Origin of the sequence: Paraburkholderia sediminicola (genome assembly GCF_046030555.1) — a bacterium.
Lineage (GTDB): Bacteria > Pseudomonadota > Gammaproteobacteria > Burkholderiales > Burkholderiaceae > Paraburkholderia > Paraburkholderia sediminicola_E.
On the sequence record NZ_JAQQCH010000029.1, the window covers coordinates 19403 to 35684 of the forward strand.

General features: G+C 63.6%; 13 protein-coding genes. 7 read left to right on the top strand and 6 right to left on the bottom strand.

Annotation, left to right across the window (positions count from 1 at the left end):
• Positions 1 to 139: 139 nt before the first annotated feature.
• Positions 140 to 1489: a DUF2325 domain-containing protein gene (locus PQQ52_RS29815; protein ID WP_408219604.1), complete on the top strand. Its 1350-nt coding sequence runs from the start codon at positions 140 to 142 to the stop codon at positions 1487 to 1489.
• Positions 1490 to 1500: 11 nt separating this feature from the next.
• On the opposite strand, the gene PQQ52_RS29820 is transcribed toward PQQ52_RS29815, so the two are convergent.
• The 3 genes from PQQ52_RS29820 to PQQ52_RS29830 are packed head-to-tail and all read right to left on the bottom strand — an operon-like array spanning position 1501 to position 3130.
• Positions 1501 to 1911 (bottom strand): winged helix-turn-helix domain-containing protein, encoded by a 411-nt coding sequence (locus tag PQQ52_RS29820; RefSeq protein ID WP_408219607.1) that lies wholly within the window; start codon positions 1909 to 1911, stop codon positions 1501 to 1503.
• Positions 1912 to 1951: 40 nt separating this feature from the next.
• Entirely contained in the window at positions 1952 to 2587 is a 636-nt protein-coding gene (locus PQQ52_RS29825) for a nitrogen fixation protein NifQ (RefSeq protein ID WP_408219610.1), read from the bottom strand.
• 54 nt (positions 2588 to 2641) lie between these two features.
• Entirely contained in the window at positions 2642 to 3130 is a 489-nt protein-coding gene (locus PQQ52_RS29830; RefSeq protein WP_408219613.1) for a molybdopterin-dependent oxidoreductase, read from the bottom strand.
• 226 nt (positions 3131 to 3356) lie between these two features.
• Here PQQ52_RS29830 and PQQ52_RS29835 point away from each other — a divergent pair, with 226 nt between their 5' ends.
• The 3 genes from PQQ52_RS29835 to PQQ52_RS29845 all read left to right on the top strand — a co-directional run bounded on the left by PQQ52_RS29835 (position 3357) and on the right by PQQ52_RS29845 (position 7109).
• On the top strand, positions 3357 to 4295 hold the full coding sequence (locus PQQ52_RS29835) for a hypothetical protein (protein ID WP_408219616.1): 939 nt from the start codon (positions 3357 to 3359) through the stop codon (positions 4293 to 4295).
• An 83-nt stretch (positions 4296 to 4378) separates the two neighbouring features.
• On the top strand, positions 4379 to 5254 hold the full coding sequence (locus PQQ52_RS29840) for an extracellular solute-binding protein (protein WP_408219618.1): 876 nt from the start codon (positions 4379 to 4381) through the stop codon (positions 5252 to 5254).
• 16 nt (positions 5255 to 5270) lie between these two features.
• The gene (locus tag PQQ52_RS29845) at positions 5271 to 7109 is read left to right on the top strand and encodes an ABC transporter ATP-binding protein/permease (RefSeq protein ID WP_408219621.1); all 1839 of its coding nucleotides are present in this window, start codon (positions 5271 to 5273) and stop codon (positions 7107 to 7109) included.
• Between the two features lie 73 nt (positions 7110 to 7182).
• Here the strand turns inward: PQQ52_RS29845 and PQQ52_RS29850 are convergent, their stop codons facing one another.
• Entirely contained in the window at positions 7183 to 8625 is a 1443-nt protein-coding gene (locus PQQ52_RS29850; protein WP_408219624.1) for a nicotinate phosphoribosyltransferase, read from the bottom strand.
• A gap of 291 nt (positions 8626 to 8916) precedes the next feature.
• On the bottom strand, positions 8917 to 9204 hold the full coding sequence (locus PQQ52_RS29855) for a hypothetical protein (protein WP_408219626.1): 288 nt from the start codon (positions 9202 to 9204) through the stop codon (positions 8917 to 8919).
• Between the two features lie 1235 nt (positions 9205 to 10439).
• On the opposite strand from PQQ52_RS29855, the gene PQQ52_RS29860 reads away from it, so the two are divergent.
• From PQQ52_RS29860 to PQQ52_RS29870, 3 genes are all read left to right on the top strand, one after another.
• Entirely contained in the window at positions 10440 to 11870 is a 1431-nt protein-coding gene (locus tag PQQ52_RS29860; protein WP_408219629.1) for a sigma 54-interacting transcriptional regulator, read from the top strand.
• A 238-nt stretch (positions 11871 to 12108) separates the two neighbouring features.
• Positions 12109 to 12459 carry an NIPSNAP family protein gene (locus tag PQQ52_RS29865; RefSeq protein ID WP_408219632.1) on the top strand — a complete coding sequence of 117 codons (351 nt, stop codon included), beginning with the start codon at positions 12109 to 12111 and terminating at the stop codon, positions 12457 to 12459.
• Positions 12460 to 12763: 304 nt separating this feature from the next.
• Positions 12764 to 15430, top strand: coding sequence for a mechanosensitive ion channel family protein (locus PQQ52_RS29870; RefSeq protein ID WP_408219635.1), 2667 nt, complete (start codon positions 12764 to 12766; stop codon positions 15428 to 15430).
• On the opposite strand, the gene PQQ52_RS29875 is transcribed toward PQQ52_RS29870, so the two are convergent.
• Positions 15369 to 16220: an alpha/beta fold hydrolase gene (locus tag PQQ52_RS29875; RefSeq protein WP_408219638.1), complete on the bottom strand. Its 852-nt coding sequence runs from the start codon at positions 16218 to 16220 to the stop codon at positions 15369 to 15371. The two genes, PQQ52_RS29870 and PQQ52_RS29875, sit on opposite strands and share 62 nt — an antisense overlap.
• Between the last annotated feature and the right edge of the window lie 62 nt (positions 16221 to 16282).

Consider the following 16282-nt stretch of genomic DNA (forward strand, 5'->3'; position numbering starts at 1 on the left):
TCGTCATGGCCGCACATGAACGTTTTATTTTGCCTATCGCTATATCCTTTTGAATATACCGCCGGTAGCGCTTGCGCGGCGAGCGCGTCCAACACGCACATTCAGCCAGCCTGACGCCAGAACCGGATTCGAGGTCCTCATGCACACGCCGCCGTTTCGTCTCGCCCAGCCCCAACGTCTCAAACTGTCTGGCGACGAAGTCGCCGGCACCGGCTTGCGTGCAGCCGACCCGTGTTGCACGCAAGCCCAGGCGTCGGTCCCGAATACCAAACGGCGCGCGCGCCTCGCGGAACTCGATGGCCAACTGCACTGTTCGATTATCGGTACCTGTCTCAGCACGCATGAATTGCGCAAGCTGGTGCCTAAATTCACGGGCCTCGATCGCCGGGACGCGAGTGATCTCGAGATTCATCACTCCGCCGTCGAACTCGCGATCGATGGCGGTGCGGGCGCCAAAGCCCTGCACAAGTTGCTCGACGAGCACTATGCGCTGGCGATCCGCCGCTTCGACAAAGCCGCCGACGACGTCGAGTTGCTCAAGCTCTGGGACGAAGCGCTGAAAAACGGTGACATTCCACCCGCCTACTGGGCTTTGATGACGCATCCGTACGCGACCTTGCACGTGCGCCAGAAAGCGTTCGGCGAATTGCACATGCTGTCGCATCTGGTGGGCGCGGCGAATCGCGCGGACATCCGCAGACTGGTTGCGCTCGAAGCGGAAAACGCCGTGCTGAAAGAGAAAGTCGAGCGTCAGCAAAGCCGCCTGCAGGAGATCAGCACGCAGCGCGATGCATCGATCGCGGCGCTCAGCGAGCAGATCGCGCAACTCACCGCCCTGGCCGCGCGCCAGACGCCGACGGATCCCACCGATCTCGAAGCCGAGGTAGCACGGCTGCGTGACAGGCTTGCCGACACCGACCGGCGGGTGGCGCTGCATACGAGCCGCCGTGAGGCCGCGGAACAACGCGTGCTGCAGGAGCAAGGCGCGGCGCTCACGTTACGCAAAAGCCACGATCAGGCGTTGTCGCTTCTCAAGCTGGTGCAAAGCGAATGCGATGCGCTGGAACGCGCGACAGTGGATGCAACGGACAGCCATGGCGCGGGGACGCGGCAAGCCAGCCTCGACGGGGTGCGCGGCAAACGGATTATGTATGTGGGCGGCCGCCCCGGTTCGAATGCCGCGCTCAAGCGGCTGGTGGAGGCCGCCGGCGGCGATTTCGTGGTGCACGACGGCGGCGTGGAAGATCGCAAAGGTCTGCTTGCCGCTGCGTTGCCGGGCGCGGATATCGTCGTGTTCCCGGTCGACTGCGTCGATCACGATTCGATGAATACGCTCAAGCGGGTTTGCGAACGCCATCAGATCGGCTATTACCCGTTGCGCACGGCGAGCGTGGCGAGCTTTGTCGAATTGATGGACCGCCTGCGTCCTGAGCATCTTGCCCAGTTGGGCAGTCCGCCACCATCGGCGTTTTGCCTGCGCCACGGTTAAAACTCAAGCGCTCAGGAGCGGATCATCCTGGTCAACTCGGCGAGCTGTTTCGCGCAGCTTCGTTGCGCCTCTACTTCGACATCGCGGTACAGACGAATGATGTTTTCGCCGACCGCCGTCAGCGTACAGCCGCCGCCGCTTTGACCGCCCTGCTCCGAGTGCGTGGCAGGTGCTTTGAGCGAGCGGTTCAGCTCGTCGATCAGCAGCCATGCGCGCCGGTACGACATGCCGAGACTGCGCGCCGCAGCGGAGATCGAGCCGTATTCGCGCACGGCTTCGAGCAGTTCGACTTTGCCCGGCCCAAGCGCGACCGCATCGCCGCTACGGATGCGCAGTCTGAAGCGCACTTCGGGCCGCGGTTTCGCGGATTTTGTCGCGGGTGCTGGTTTGGTTTTCGCGGTATCGGCCATGCGCGAAAGCATACACGAACCGCCTCGCGCTGCCACCCTGGCTGAATGGCCTTCAGGGGTGGTCCGGGAAGCAATGCCCGTAGTCTTCGCAGCCCGGGCAACCTGGAGCCGGACCGGGCTGAAGCCCTAATGAAAGCGCGCGTTGCTGGGCGAGGAATTTCTTCCAGCGCAGATTGCCGACATTCAGCACGACGAGCGAGGGGAAGTAACGCGTCAGCATCCATGTGACTTCTTCGCGACCCGCAAGACCGAGGTCGCGCCACAGGTGATCCGGCCGCAAGCATGCGTGAGCGATGATCGAAGCGAGGCAGCGAGCGTCGTTCGGGGCGACGGCCGGACTGGAATACGTGAGCAGCAGCGCGTGTAACGTTTCGACGAATTCCGCGTGTTCGCTGGTCTCGACGGGCGGCATTGAAGACGAAGGCACAGGCACGGACGCGAGCACAAAATGCCGCTCCAGTAGCGCGCGCCACGCCTGCTGGGACAAACCGGATAGCGCGAGTTCATGGCGCACGTCGCGCGCGGCAATCAGTCTGGCGAACAGTTGAGTATCGGGCGACGCCGCATCCGTGGCCGCGGCCAGCCACTTTGCCGTGCACTCGGCAACCTGCGTATCGAGCGACGCAAGCAACGGCTCCGGGCCGGGCGCGGCAACATCCGCAACAGGCGAAAGCGGTTCGTCAGACATGGCGGCAACGCGATGATGAACAGTCAACCATGTTACGCCTGTCGCACGAATCGCTTACGCCAAAGGCTTCAAAACATGCGCCTCGATACGCGCGAGACGTTTGACATGGCGTGGTGCGGGCAGGATGTCCGAACCAGAAAACAGAATCGGAGCACCGTCCCCGGCATCGAGCGCACGGCCACCGCATTCGTACGCGACCAGCACATTGTCGCCAATCGGCGTATTGAACAGTTCATGCCACGAGAACGTCACGACGTAACCATCGTGCCCCACCGCCACGAACACGGTGCGCTTGAACTCACCCGGTATCTCGTTCGGCAGGCCCGCTTCCGAAATCAGGGTCGTCAACCGCACGCCGCGATACGGCTCGACGCTGCGGATAAAACGGTTCGTCGTGTAGCAGCGCAGATCAAACGGCGTGGCCAGCACGCTTTCGTAACCCTTGAGCCGCGCGAGGTCAAAAGACAACGGGCGTTGGAACCGTCCGCTCAGGACGAGCGCGCCATCGACGGCAGGCGCGGCAATCACATTCACACTATCCATCTGCGCTTATCTCCAGCATTCATGCCTGAGCGGCTTGTTCACACGTTATGTCCGTGTGTATATTACGCTGCGATGGCCGTCGCAGCGCGAAAATGCATCGATACGCACTATATCGCCAGGCATATCGACCACTGAGCCGACATCATCCACACCTAAAAAAATTCACGGCTCGCATCGACAAGCCGGCTTCGCGGCCGGCCTTCAATCCGGCCGCTCAGGAGATCACATGCGCTTTTCAACCACACTCTCGCCTGCTCTGCTACGCACCACCCGCCTCGCCCTCGTCAGTTGTGGTTTGATCGCCTTGCTGGCGGGCTGCGGTGGCGATGACGTCACGGCGGTGCCACAACGCATCGCCGTCAGCGCTTCGCCGAACGGCATCGCGGTGCGTGCGGCGGATGGCGCCGTCTTCATCACCGACGATCAAACCAACGGCGTGCTTTCCTCACCCGACGGTCACGCCTTCTCGCATTACGCCACCGTGCCGGTCGTGGCCGGCCAGGCGAACAGCCTGAGCCAGTTGAGCTTCGCCGACGCCGGCACGCTGATGATCGAACGCTTCGGCTTCGGCACCGCGAGCGCAGTGTTCGGCATCACGGGCGTGGACGCGATTACGCCGCTGAGCGGTCCCAATCCGGCACGACGCCGCCTCGGGCTCATCTCGATCGGCTCGAATCGCTTGCTGTCCACGTGGTTTGTCAAAAACGGCAGCGCGCCGCCACAAGGCGGCCTGAGCCTCATCACCTACGATCCGAACGCCCACACGGCAGTGGAGCGCGATCTGTTGACGGGTCTTGGCAAGCCGGTCGGCGTTGCCGTGTCGGGCGACACCGTGTACGTCTCCGATCAGGCGAACAACACCATCGTCAAATCGAGTCTGAGCGCGCTGCTCGGCGGATCGCAGGCGGTGGCGCCGAGCGCAACGCTCACGCAGATCAACAGCCCCGACCTCATGGCAGTCGACGCGAGCGGCACGCTCTACGCCAAGTGCAATGCCACCGGCCTCTGCCGGATCGCGCCGGACGGCACGGTCAGCGTGCTTGCAAACGACTTTCAGGACGCTCGCGGTGTGGCCGTGGACGCACCGCGGCATCAGCTGTACGCCATCGACCGCGCCGGCAGTGCGAGCGGCACCAGCTACGTGCGAATTTTCCCGCTCAATTGACCACATGGCGAGCGCAGCGACGCACAACGCAATGCGATGACGTCGTAATATAGCGCTCTTAATAACGTATCGGGGTTAATCGCATGATTCGCAAGCTCCTTGCCTCTTTCGTGGTCGCCGCCGGCGTGGTGACGGCCGCGCCCGCCTTCGCGCAGGACAACACAGTCAACGTGCTGTACGCAGGCTCGCTCGTCAATCTGATGGAACGCAGCGTGGGGCCGGCTTTTGAAAAGGCCACCGGCCAGCAGTTCCGCGGCTATGCGGCAGGCTCGAACAAGATCGCTAACGAAATCAAGGGCAAGCTGCGCCGCGGCGACGTGTTTATCAGCGCGAGCCCGAAGGTGAACACCAGCCTGATGGGCGAGGCGAACGGCGACCATGTCACGTGGTATGTGAGCTTCGCCGAATCGCCGCTGATGATCGGCTACAACCCGCAAAGCAAATTCGCGGCTGATTTCAAGAGCAAGCGCTGGGACCAGGTGTTGCAGGAGCCGGGCATCCGGATCGGCCGTACCGATCCGAAGCTCGATCCGAAGGGCGCATTCACCGTCGAGATGGTGACGAAGGCCGCGTCGCTTTACCAGCAGCCGGACCTCGTCGAGAAGACGCTGGGCGACGCGGAAAATCCCGCGCAGGTTTTGCCTGAAGAAACGCTGGTGGGCCGCCTGCAATCCGGCCAGCTCGACGGCGGCTTTTTCTATTCGACCGAAACGTCCGACCTGAAGATTCCGGCGATCCGTCCGGCGCCCGAATTGCAGGCCAAAGCGAGCTACACGCTGACGATTCTCAACGACGCACCGAATCGTGTGGGCGCGAGCAGCTTCGTCGACTTCCTGCTGAGCGCGCAAGGGCGCGCGCTTCTCAAGCAACACGGCGTGGACGTGATCAAACCCACCGTGAGCGGCAACGTGCAAGCGATGCCACCTTCGGTACAAGCCGTGATCGACGCCGCGCAGTAAGGTGGTGAACCAGCCGGTGAAACGGTCCACCGCGCGACCGCTGCTGTGGCTGGCGGCGCTGCTTGCCGTCTATCTGTGCGCCCCGTTTATCGCGAGCGTGCCGCAACTCGGCGCGGCCGACTGGCCGAATGTCGACTGGCACGCAACGTGGTCGGCGGTCGGCGTATCGGCGGCAAGCGCCAGCGTGGCCTCGCTGGTGATTCTGCTGGGCGGCGTGCCGCTCGGCTATTTTCTCGCGCGCTCGAACTCGCGCAGGGTGGCGCTGCTCGGCTTCGTCGTGCAGTTGCCGCTCGCCTTGCCGCCGCTCACCAGCGGCGTGCTGCTGCTGTTTCTGCTCGGCCCCTATAGCTGGGTCGGCCGGTTCACCGGCGGGGCGCTGACGGATTCGTTTGCCGGCATCGTGCTCGCGGAAACCTTCGTGGCCGCGCCCTTCCTGATCATCGCCGCGAAATCCGCGTTTGCGGCCGTGGACCCCGTGCTCGACGACGTGGCCGCGACGCTCGGTCATCATGCGGGCAGCCGCTTTTTCCGCGTCATGCTGCCCGTTGCATGGCCGGCGATTCGCGCGGGACTCGCGCTCGCGTGGTTGCGTGCATTCGGCGAATTCGGCGCGACCGTGATGGTGGCCTATCACCCGTATTCGCTGCCGGTGTACACGTACGTCGTCTTCGGTGGCCAAGGGCTGCCGGCGATGATGCCCCTGCTTCTGCCGACGCTCGCGATTGCGATTGTCTGCGCGGCGCTGTCGATTTATAGCCTTCGGCAGAAAGCTTCGCTCGAACAAACCGAAAACGGCGATGACGCGCTGGAACCCGGCACGGATCTAACGGCAAGCCGCGGCGAGATTTCCGATCTTCGTCTCGCCTTTCATCTGCAGCGCCGCCTGGGCGCGTTCGAACTCGACATAGCGTGGACGCCGGCGACGCGGCGGCTTGCGATCATCGGGCCGTCGGGCTCGGGCAAATCGCTGGCATTGCGGCTGATTGCAGGGCTCGAATCCAACGCATCCTGTTCCGTTCGGCTCGGCGCCACCGACTTGAGCGCACTGCCGCCCGAGCGCCGTCAGATCGGCTATATGCCGCAAGACTTCGGGCTGTTTCCGCACATGACGGTCGCACAGCAACTCGCGTTTCCCGTCGACGCCGACGCGGCCAGCGCGCGTTACTGGCTCGATCATCTCGGCCTCGCGCAACTGATTGCACGCTTGCCGCATCAATTGTCGTTCGGTCAGCGGCAACGCGTGGCGCTGGCGCGGGCGCTCACGCGTCATAGCGAATTGTTGCTGTTCGACGAGCCGTTCGCGGCACTCGATACACCGCGGCGACGTCGTTTGCAGCAGTCGCTGCGGGCACTGCAGCGCGAGATTGCGGCGGTGACGATTATCGTCACGCACGACCCCGACGAAGCGGCGCTGCTCGCCGACGAGGTGCTGGTCGTGGAACAGGGCCGCGTGCTGCAGGCCGGTTTCATCGATGCGGTATTCGAACGGCCGGCTTCGATGCGGGTTGCCGAACTGCTTGGCTTGCACAATGTCGGCGAAGGCTTGATGACGGTGCCTGGGCATGTTGAGATTGGCAATGGCCTGGCGATCGCAACGGGCGAGGCCGGCTTGGCCATTCCAGCCGGGCAACGGGTAATGTGGCGCATCTCGTCTCACGCCGTGACGATTTCACCCGATGGCGCTCATGCCGGCGTGGTCGACGCGGTGGAATTACGGCGCGGTGAGCGGTATGTCCGCCTGAATATCGCGGGCGTGCGGTTCGATATCGCGAACGAAGATACCGGGCTGCGGGAAGGCGGTGCTTGCCGGATTGATGTCGATGCCGCCGGGGTTTCGGTCTGGAACGTGACCTAATACGTTTGTTCTGGCGCTTGCAGCAGTGGCGGCTCTGCCATGCCGCCACCCCCTGCCTGCACCGAACACCCCGCTAACCCTCACCCGCGTGAGCCCGCTTCCTGACTTCAGAAAACGCAACATCGACCAGCAATTTGCCGGAATCGAAAACAGTGACGAGCGCGTCGTCCCAATCCTTTTCTACGGTGCGGTCATCCCACGCCACCGGCAGCGTCACCGTCCGATACTCGCCTGTGTGGCGATTCACCAGCAAGGTCAGCCGCCCTTTCATCGATCGCTTGCCGGCATCCGTGACCGGGTCCTTATGGACGTCGTGCCATTCATCCCCAAGCCGGATGGCCGAACATTTCATGGCGAACCGCTGCGTATCGCGATTGATCTGCTGCAGCAACGCACCGCCCATGCCGAACACGATGTTGTCCGCTGCAAAGCCGGCCTCATCCATGCCGGCCAGGATCGCCTCGATTGAATCCGGATTCACGCCGTCACCCTGAATCACGCGGACATTATTGAGCACGCGCCGCCCCTTGCCGTTCACCGTCGAACCGAACGATGCATCGAGCGCCCGCATGGTCTGCAGGACAATCGTCAGCGGATCGCCTGAATCAGGCCGGATCACCAGCGTGCCGCCGGAATCGAGCACCGCCTGCTTCAACTCCGTGCCCCATACCTGGAGCGCGGCGAACAGGTCGTAGGAATCGGATACCACCGAAACGATCGCCCCCGGCTTGCCGAACTTCGCGATCATGTTGCGGAATGCATCCGTTTCACGCTCGCGCCCCCATGATGTGATCGTGCTGTGTTCAGCAGCCGGCACCGAAAACGCGGCCATCGGTTCGTTGTAGAAATGGTTCGCGGCCACGACGCCGAGCACCGTGTCCGAGCCCATGAAGCTGACGAGATGCGCCGAGCCGCCAATCGCCGCCGACTCCGCACTCGACACGCCGCGCGCGCCGAAATCGTGCAGCTTGAACGGCAGTTGCGTGAGGTCGTCGCTACTCTTCTCCAGATAGGCGCGGATCGTCTTGCGCAGATGCCAGCTTTGCGTCGCGACCGTAATCGGATACCACACGCGAAGCAGCATCGTTTCCAGATACGAGGCCAGCCAGAACACTTCGGGATCGTCGCATTCGACTGTGACCAGAACGTTGTGCGTGGGCACTACCGAGCCTTCCGGCACGGCGCGAATCCGCACGGGGAGATAGCCGTCATGGTGCTCGACGATGTAGTGCCAGCCAGCTTCGTTGAACGGCTCGCCATGCGCCGTGAAGAACGTCTTTGCCTGCCCGATCATCTCCACGGTGACGGGACGGCACAGATATTCCTTCAGCAGCATCTGAAGGCCGAAGAACAGCGTGCGGTCATAGCGCCCGCCACGCGACTCGATGTAGGAAAACATCGCTGACGCTTCAGGTGGATATTGCAGGTAGTGCGACGCCTTATACGAATCCGTGTTGAGGATCGGATTGGACAGGATCGACGCCATGTCGTTGAACGGGTTGGTATCGTTTTGCATGGATGATGCTGGGCTCGTGCGGCTCTCTTAAGGGTAATCGGGTGGGCTGGGTCTTGCCGCCTGCGCCGCAGGCAAAACGACACCATACACCGGCAAAACATGCCCGGCATCAGCCGACACCGCACCTTACCCCGCTGAGCCCGATACTGCCCGGCGGCGCCCTTCCCGCACCATGCGCCCAACCTGCAACGCAAACGGGCATCCGCCAACAATCGTGTTCTGAATCCCGATGTTTACGCGTATTCGGCCGCGCTGCGAACAGGCGGCCGAGTCCCCCTTGACAATCGACGTTCAGGCGTATTCGTCGGGATCGGACGAGTAGATGTCCATGCCGCGATCGTGGCATGGTTCAGGCGAAACCGGGATTTCATACACCGCGTCGCGCAACACGTCGCGCTGAATCTCGGGCTGAGCCTTGCGTTTCATCGCCTCGGCGATCACCAGCGTGAGCAGATCGGCTGACGGCGCGGCGAACAATGTACGCTGCCGCGCAAAGTGACGCCGATAGCAGAGACCGGCGCCGTGCGCTGTGGTGTGGTGGTCCAGCCGCGCTGCGGCCGGCTTGCTGATCGTTTTCATGACAACCCCCGAATGATGGGCCATTTCAAGACCATATCCAGGTAAGCCATGCCCGCGCTAATACGCGGGCATGGCGCCCGGTTCACCTCGTAGCGTGTGCCTCTCTATGGAGACTCAGGCCGTTCCTCCCCGCTTCCTCGCGCCGGCCGGTCCTGACCGTACGCTGCCCTTCCCTGTTCTGTGCGTCGCGCGCTCGCGAATTGCTCGAGTGCGGTACCTGTCGCTCCCGGCCATCAATGGCGGCCGTCAACTTCGAGTCCGTCCAGCTTGACGGAAAAAGTGGCGTGGTCAGCGCTTCACGTCGTCCGGTGACGAATGATCGATACGCCGTATCGATCATTCACCCCGTTTTTTATGACATCCGTTTTTCAGTGGCCCCGCCGCACCCTCGTAAGACACATTGGCTTCCCCGGCCGCGCTTACGAAGACAATGTTTGCCACCGGACTCCGGCTGCTGTTTCCCCGGCTTTCAGGAATCTGGCGGCAATGCATTCGCTTGTGAGTCTCCTAATGCAATGGCTGTGCCATGCGCCGCCAATCCCTTGCTCCAGCGTGATTTTTGCTGCAACGCACCTCGCCGGACGCTGCCGGATGGCACACGTTGATTCGAATTCGACACACGGCCGGTTCACCTTCCAAAGCCTTGCGGAAGGATCTACCTGTTTGTATAGCCGGCGGCACGCTTCACCGGACCACGTCCGGCCGTGCTTTGCGGCATGCACAGGTCAAATGTGCCGATGCTTCGGGCCACGAAACAGCGCTGGCGGCGGGGTGCCAAACATGTCGCAAGCTTGAGACACGGCAACTCGGCGGCGCGACATCTGTCGCACATCTGCAGCGATACGGTTTGCAACGTTATGTGGGACACCGCGCATAACCGGGCTTGACCGGCTATTTTTGAACCGCCGGCGAACGCCTCGCGACGCGAAAAACGTTTCTGAATCCATATTTGTTTGTATGGCGCTCGAAAGCACTTTCGCTTATGGTTAAGCCATGCGCCACGTAGAGCGCCTGTCTCAGGCCACCAAGGCAAAAAACGGTTTTTATGATGCGGGGATGAAATAGTCCGGCGGTTTCAGCGTTGAGCGCTGCGCTGCCACCGGTCCATTGTGTAACACCTCGCGGCTCGCGCCGCCTCTCTACGCCCTCGTCATTGCCGCTACCGTGATTTTGTCCTTACCGGTTTGTCCAGTTCGAAAAAGCAACGCTGAGAGCAGCAACGATCCGGGGGTTACATGAATACGACTTGCACGCCTGTCGATACCGAACGCACGGTTCTGTACGTATCGAACTCGCCCGATCAGGGTCTCGCCAGCTTCCTGGCAGCATCGGGCTGGCAAGCGGTGCACGCCAGAAGCACGGCAATCGCCGAGCGCATCATCGAGCGCGACAATATCAAGGTCGGGCTCGTCGAATTGCCCGGTGACTGCACGTCCCAACATTTGTCCGTCCTCGCCTCCTGCATGCGGCGCGTCGAAACCAATTGGGTCGCGCAGATCGCGCCGGGCCAGGCGGAAAACGAGCTCGTCAGCCGTTTTATCCTCGACTATTGCTTCGATTTCGTCACCCGGCCGTGGTTGAACGAGCGGCTCGTGTTCGCGCTTGGTCACGCGCATGGGCTGTCGAGCCTGCGGCACACGCCGGTCGCACCGGCGCCCTCGCTCGGCCGGCACGGCATGGTCGGGCAATGCGAAGCGATGCAGCAGCTGTACCGTCGCATCGACAAATGCAGCGTGACCGATGCACCGGTGTTCGTCGCCGGCGAATCGGGCACCGGCAAGGAACTGACCGCCCGTGCGATTCATGAGCGCTCGCCGCGCGCCGGCCGCGCGTTTATCGCAATCAATTGCGCGGCCATTCCGCCGAGCCTGTTGCAAGCGGAATTGTTCGGCCACGAGCGCGGCGCTTTTACCGGCGCGTTGCAACGCAAGATCGGCCGGATCGAAAGCGCTAACGAGGGCACCCTGTTTCTGGATGAAATCGGCGACATGCCGCACGAATGCCAGGCAGTCCTGTTGCGCTTTTTGCAGGAAGGCACCATCGAACGGCTCGGCGGCAATGGGTCGATCAAGGTCGACGCACGGGTGATTTCGGCGACCCACGTCGATCTGGACAAGGCAGTCGAAGACGGCCGCTTCCGCTCCGACCTGTATCACCGCCTGTGCGTGCTGCGTCTCGTCGAGCCGCCGTTGCGCGAGCGCGGCGGCGACATCAAGCTGCTCGCCAACTACGCACTCAGCATGTACCGGCAGGACGGCGCGCGTAAATTGCGCGGGCTGTCGAGCGACGCGATCGTCGCCATGTCGAACTATCCGTGGCCGGGCAACGTGCGCGAGTTGATCAACTGCGTACGCCGCGCCGTGGTGATGAGTGAAGGTCGTTTTATCACGGCAAGCGACCTCGGCTTGCCGGAAACCGACAACGGGCCGGCCGTCACACTGGCGGAGATCCGCAGCAAGGCCGAAAAGGACGCCATCGAGCATGCGTTGCAGCGGCACGGCTACAAATTGTCCGAGGCCGCAGCCGAACTCGGCATTTCGCGGGCAACGCTGTATCGCCTGATGCATACGAACCGGCTGCATCAGGAGCCGGCGGCCGGGCGCGCCTCGAATACAAACGGCGGCGCGGACGGCGAGGCGGAGCGGCACGCACCATCGCTTGTTTGATCTTCCAGGCCGCCTAAGCGGTCAACCGCCGCGAACCCGCACCGATTGCCGCGGTCCGGAGCGCCAGCCATCGCAAGCGCTTACCGGATCCCCCTCTGACGATCCGCTCGCAACGGGCGCCATCGCGCTGTCGCGCTGCCTCATCGACAGTTCATCAAGCAGTGAAACGTCGCGATCAACCTGCCGCCATACTGGTGCCCAGGTCCTCGGACCCTTCTTATCCGATTGAGAGCTCGCCATGACAATTACCTGCTTTATCCGTTACCAGATCGACCCCTTCCAACGCGATGCCTTTGACGAGTACGCTCGCAACTGGGGGCGCATTATTCCCCGCTGCGGCGGTCATCTGATCGGCTACTTTCTGCCCCACGAAGGGACCAACGACATTGCGTGGGGCTTGATCGCATTCGACAGCCTCGCCGCGTATGAAACGTACCGGGCGCGGCTGCGATCCGATCCCGAAGCGCGGGAAAATTTCAGACTCGCGCAGACCCGGCGCTTCATTCTGCGCGAGGAGCGCACCTTCACCGAAGTCGTCGAAGGCACGCTTGGGGTGCCGGCGACGGGCGGGATGGAAGCGACGGAATAGGCGTCACCGGGACTGGGTGTTCCCGTGGTCCGGCGTTCCGGCGCTTTCACTCTTGACGGCGCAGCCCCACGTGGCTGCGTCCGCCTCGCGGCTGAAGTATGACGGTAGATACCGCCCGTCAGGCAAGCTTTCTGCTGCCTGACGTTACAATTCAAACCGGCTGGCCGAATCCTCGCCTGACCGCCGCAAGCCGCCGCGGATGGAACTTGTACGACCCAACCCGTGTCGGTTCAGGGTCACGTCGCCGAACCGATCCACGCGTCCCGGCACCGTCGCCCGCACCCGGTACCCCGCCTTACACCCTATGCGCAAAATATTTCACGCCTGGTTTGTCCTTTTTCTCCTCCTATGCGCCTCGCCGGCCTTCGCCGCCGCGGCGCAACCCGCCGCCGCGTCCGCGGCATCCGGCGCCGCGCTTACCCTGACGCCCGAGCAGGCCCGCCAGGCCCTCAGCGTCCTCAACGATCCCAAGCGCCGCGCGCAAGTCAGCGATACGCTCCAGGCGATCGCCGCAGCGGGCGCGCTCAGCGCACCGCCCGCCTCGTCGGCCGCGGCCGCTTCGGCGCCCTCCGCGGCCAGCAGCGCCGCCGCACTCGTTCCTGCCGCGTTCAAGTCCAATGGCCTCGCCTCGCAACTGGCACGTCAGGGCGCGCATTGGGCCGTGCACCTTGGCACGTCACTGCGCAGTTCGGCCGCCGCCCTGCTCGACGTAACGTCGGTGCGTGCCTGGTGGCATTGGCAGTCGACCAACCCGCAAGCGCGCAGCGTGCTCGGCCAGGTCGTGTGGTCGCTGCTGGCGGCGCTGCTGCCCGCGTTGGTGCTCGAATGGCTCGCGCGCCGCCTGTTGCGCCGCGCATACGCAGCCCTCGCCGCGCGCCGCGAACGTGGCGATGAAGACAGCGCATCGCAAGCCGACCTGCCCGTCGACGTCGTGCCGCAACAGGCCGATACGCCGAATGCCGCACCGCCGCTGCCCGTTGCTCCCGATGCGTCGGCGCAGGCAGCGAAGCCGCCTGGCACGTCGTCGCCCATGCCCGCCACAGGCCAGGCCAGCGAAGCCAAAGGCAAACAGAAGGCCGTGCATCACTGGACGCTCCTGCAGCGTCTGCCGCGCGCGCTGCTGACGATGGTGCTGCGCCTCTTGCCGCTCGCCGTGTTCGTCGGCGCGGCGAGCGCGCTGATGTCGATCCTCATCGACGACGGCACGCCGCAGGACCGTGCGCTCGACTCGTTGATCGACATCTACGTGCTGTGCCGCGTGATCGTGATCGGCAGTGGCTTCTTTCTGCAGCCCACCGCACCGCGCCTGCGCCTGTTGCGCATGAGCGATGCGTGGGCCGTTTTCGTGCAGCGCTGGATCGTGCGGATCGTCGCCGTGGTCGGCGCCGGTTCGGCGATCGCGGAGATCGCGCAGTCGCTCGGTTTAAACGACGCGGCGCATCTCGCGCTGATGAAGGTGGTCGCGCTCGCGGGTCACATCATGATCTCGATCCTGATCCTGCGATGCTCGAAGCCGGTCGGCGAATTGATCCGCAAGCGCTTCGCCGCGCGCGAGTCGCTGCAAATGTTCGGCAATGCACTCGCCGACGCATGGGCATGGTTCGCGGCGTTCATCGTGATGGCGCTATGGTTCATCTGGGCGCTCGACGTGCAGAACGGCTATCACACCCTGCTGCATCTCGGCGGCATTACGCTCGCGATCCTGGTGGGCGCGCGGGTCGTCTCGATCGTGATTTTCGGTGCGATGGCGCGGCTTTTCCATGTACAGGGCGACGCGGAGAAGTCACTCGTGCATCAGCATGCCTATCGCTACTACCCGCTGCTGCGGCGGGTCGTCTCGTGGATCATCGGCATCGTCACCGCGCTCGCGCTGCTGCAGGTATGGGGCGTCGACGTGGGCGAACTGTTCCGGGCCGGTTCGATCGGCCATCGGCTGGCTTCCGCGCTGGTCACGATCGGCGTCGCCGCGGTGATCGCGCTGGTGGTGTGGGAAGGCGCCAACGTGTCGATCGAACGGCGGCTGGACCGCTGGACCACCAGCGGCGACCTCGTGCGCGCCGCACGTCTGCGTACCCTGCTGCCGATGCTGCGCAGCGCGCTCTTTTGTGTGATCGCGCTAGTGGTAGTGCTCACCGGCCTGAGCGAACTCGGTGTGAACATCGGGCCGCTGCTGGCGGGCGCGAGTATCTTCGGCGTGGCGCTCGGCTTCGGCTCGCAAAAGCTGGTGCAGGATTTCATCACCGGCATGTTCCTGTTGATGGAAAACGCCATGCAGGTCGGCGACTGGGTCACGCTCGCGGGCGTATCCGGTACGGTTGAATATCTGTCGATCCGCACCGTACGGCTGCGCGGCAGCGACGGTTCGCTGTACACCGTGCCGTTCAGTTCGGTCACGACGGTGAACAACACCAATCGCGGACTCGGCAATGCGGCGGTGAAGGTAAATATCGTGTTCGGCGAGGACGTCGATCTGGCGATCGCCACACTGAAGGAAATCGGCGCCGCGCTGCGCGAGGACGACAAGTTCAAGGACGGCATTCTGTCCGACTTCAGCTTCTGGGGCGTGGATGGCGTGGATGGCTCGGCGGTGACGCTGGCCGGCCAGATCCAATGCCGCGACACCGCGCGCTGGGGCGTGCAGCGCGAATTCAACCGGCGCATTCTCGACCAGTTCAGCGCGCGCGGCATCGAAATCGCGAACCCGCAACGGCATTTGCTGACGTGGGACCCGGAGAGCGTACCGGCCAGGCTCGAATCGAACGGCGCACCGAACGACGGCGCCGAGGCCACGGCGAAGGACAATCCGCCTTCAACGCCTTCAACGCCTTCAACGCCGGCCGCCGACGCCTCGCTGAAAGCGGCGGCCAGCAAGGCCGACGCGCCGGTTGAAGATCAGGTGCCCGTCGACCCTAAGCCGGCCGGTGGCCCAGGAACGCCAGCAAATCCTGGTTCAACTTCTCCGCATGAGTGAAGTACAGGCCGTGGCCGGCGCCTTCGTAGACGTTCAGTGAAGCGCCTTCGATCAGCGCCGCCGTTGGCCGCCCGGTAAGTTCGAGCGGTGCAGAGGCGTCGCGGTCGCCATGCACGACCAGCGACGGCACCCGAACACGCGCCAGTTCCGCGCGGAAATCCGTGACGGTCTGGACCCGGGCGAGTTCGAGCATGGCCTGATACGAGGTTTGCAGCATCATGCGGATCGTCCAGTCGAGCGGCGCGCGCGATGCACCCGGGCCGAAGTACGGAGCGGCATTCGCCTCGATCCAGTCGGGGAAGGACCGGCTCAGCGCGAGGCGGCCTTGTTCGAACAAGGCGGCGTCGATCCCGTTCGGGTTGTCTTCGGTTTTCAGCAGATACGGTGTGGCTGCGGGCGCGATGAACGCAATCCGGGACACGCGTTCTGTCCCATGCCGCGTCAGATAGCGCACCGCTTCGCCGCTCGCGATCGAATGCGCGACCAGCGTCACATTGCTGAGATCGAGCGTGCTCAGCACGCTGTCGAGATCGTCGGCGAGCGTGTCGAAGTCGTAGCCGCGCCCCGGATCGCTTGAACGGCCGTGGCCGCGACGGTCGTAAGCGATGCAACGGTAGCCGAGGCGCGACAGCGGCTCCATCTGATAGGCCCACATGTCGGAATTCAGCGTCCAGCCGGACAGGAATACGAGCGGTGCGCCGTGTCCCCAATCGCGGTAGAAAAGGCGCGTATGGTCGGCGGTACGGATGAGGTTGGGGTCGTCGGTGAGATGCGGTGCGGTTGCGTTCATGGGAGCCTCTTTACCTTGGGTCGAAATCGTTGTGCCGTGCCGCCACTTTGCCTGGCGGTGGT

Excerpts from the sequence above, each read along its gene's own strand:
- PQQ52_RS29815 (WP_408219604.1), top strand. The coding sequence starts at position 140 with ATGCACACGCCGCCGTTTCGTCTCGCCCAGCCCCAACGTCTCAAACTG.
- PQQ52_RS29820 (WP_408219607.1), bottom strand. The coding sequence starts at position 1,911 with ATGCTTTCGCGCATGGCCGATACCGCGAAAACCAAACCAGCACCCGCG.
- PQQ52_RS29825 (WP_408219610.1), bottom strand. The coding sequence starts at position 2,587 with ATGTCTGACGAACCGCTTTCGCCTGTTGCGGATGTTGCCGCGCCCGGC.
- PQQ52_RS29830 (WP_408219613.1), bottom strand. The coding sequence starts at position 3,130 with ATGGATAGTGTGAATGTGATTGCCGCGCCTGCCGTCGATGGCGCGCTC.
- PQQ52_RS29835 (WP_408219616.1), top strand. The coding sequence starts at position 3,357 with ATGCGCTTTTCAACCACACTCTCGCCTGCTCTGCTACGCACCACCCGC.
- PQQ52_RS29840 (WP_408219618.1), top strand. The coding sequence starts at position 4,379 with ATGATTCGCAAGCTCCTTGCCTCTTTCGTGGTCGCCGCCGGCGTGGTG.
- PQQ52_RS29850 (WP_408219624.1), bottom strand. The coding sequence starts at position 8,625 with ATGCAAAACGATACCAACCCGTTCAACGACATGGCGTCGATCCTGTCC.
- PQQ52_RS29855 (WP_408219626.1), bottom strand. The coding sequence starts at position 9,204 with ATGAAAACGATCAGCAAGCCGGCCGCAGCGCGGCTGGACCACCACACC.
- PQQ52_RS29860 (WP_408219629.1), top strand. The coding sequence starts at position 10,440 with ATGAATACGACTTGCACGCCTGTCGATACCGAACGCACGGTTCTGTAC.
- PQQ52_RS29865 (WP_408219632.1), top strand. The coding sequence starts at position 12,109 with ATGACAATTACCTGCTTTATCCGTTACCAGATCGACCCCTTCCAACGC.
- PQQ52_RS29870 (WP_408219635.1), top strand. The coding sequence starts at position 12,764 with ATGCGCAAAATATTTCACGCCTGGTTTGTCCTTTTTCTCCTCCTATGC.
- PQQ52_RS29875 (WP_408219638.1), bottom strand. The coding sequence starts at position 16,220 with ATGAACGCAACCGCACCGCATCTCACCGACGACCCCAACCTCATCCGT.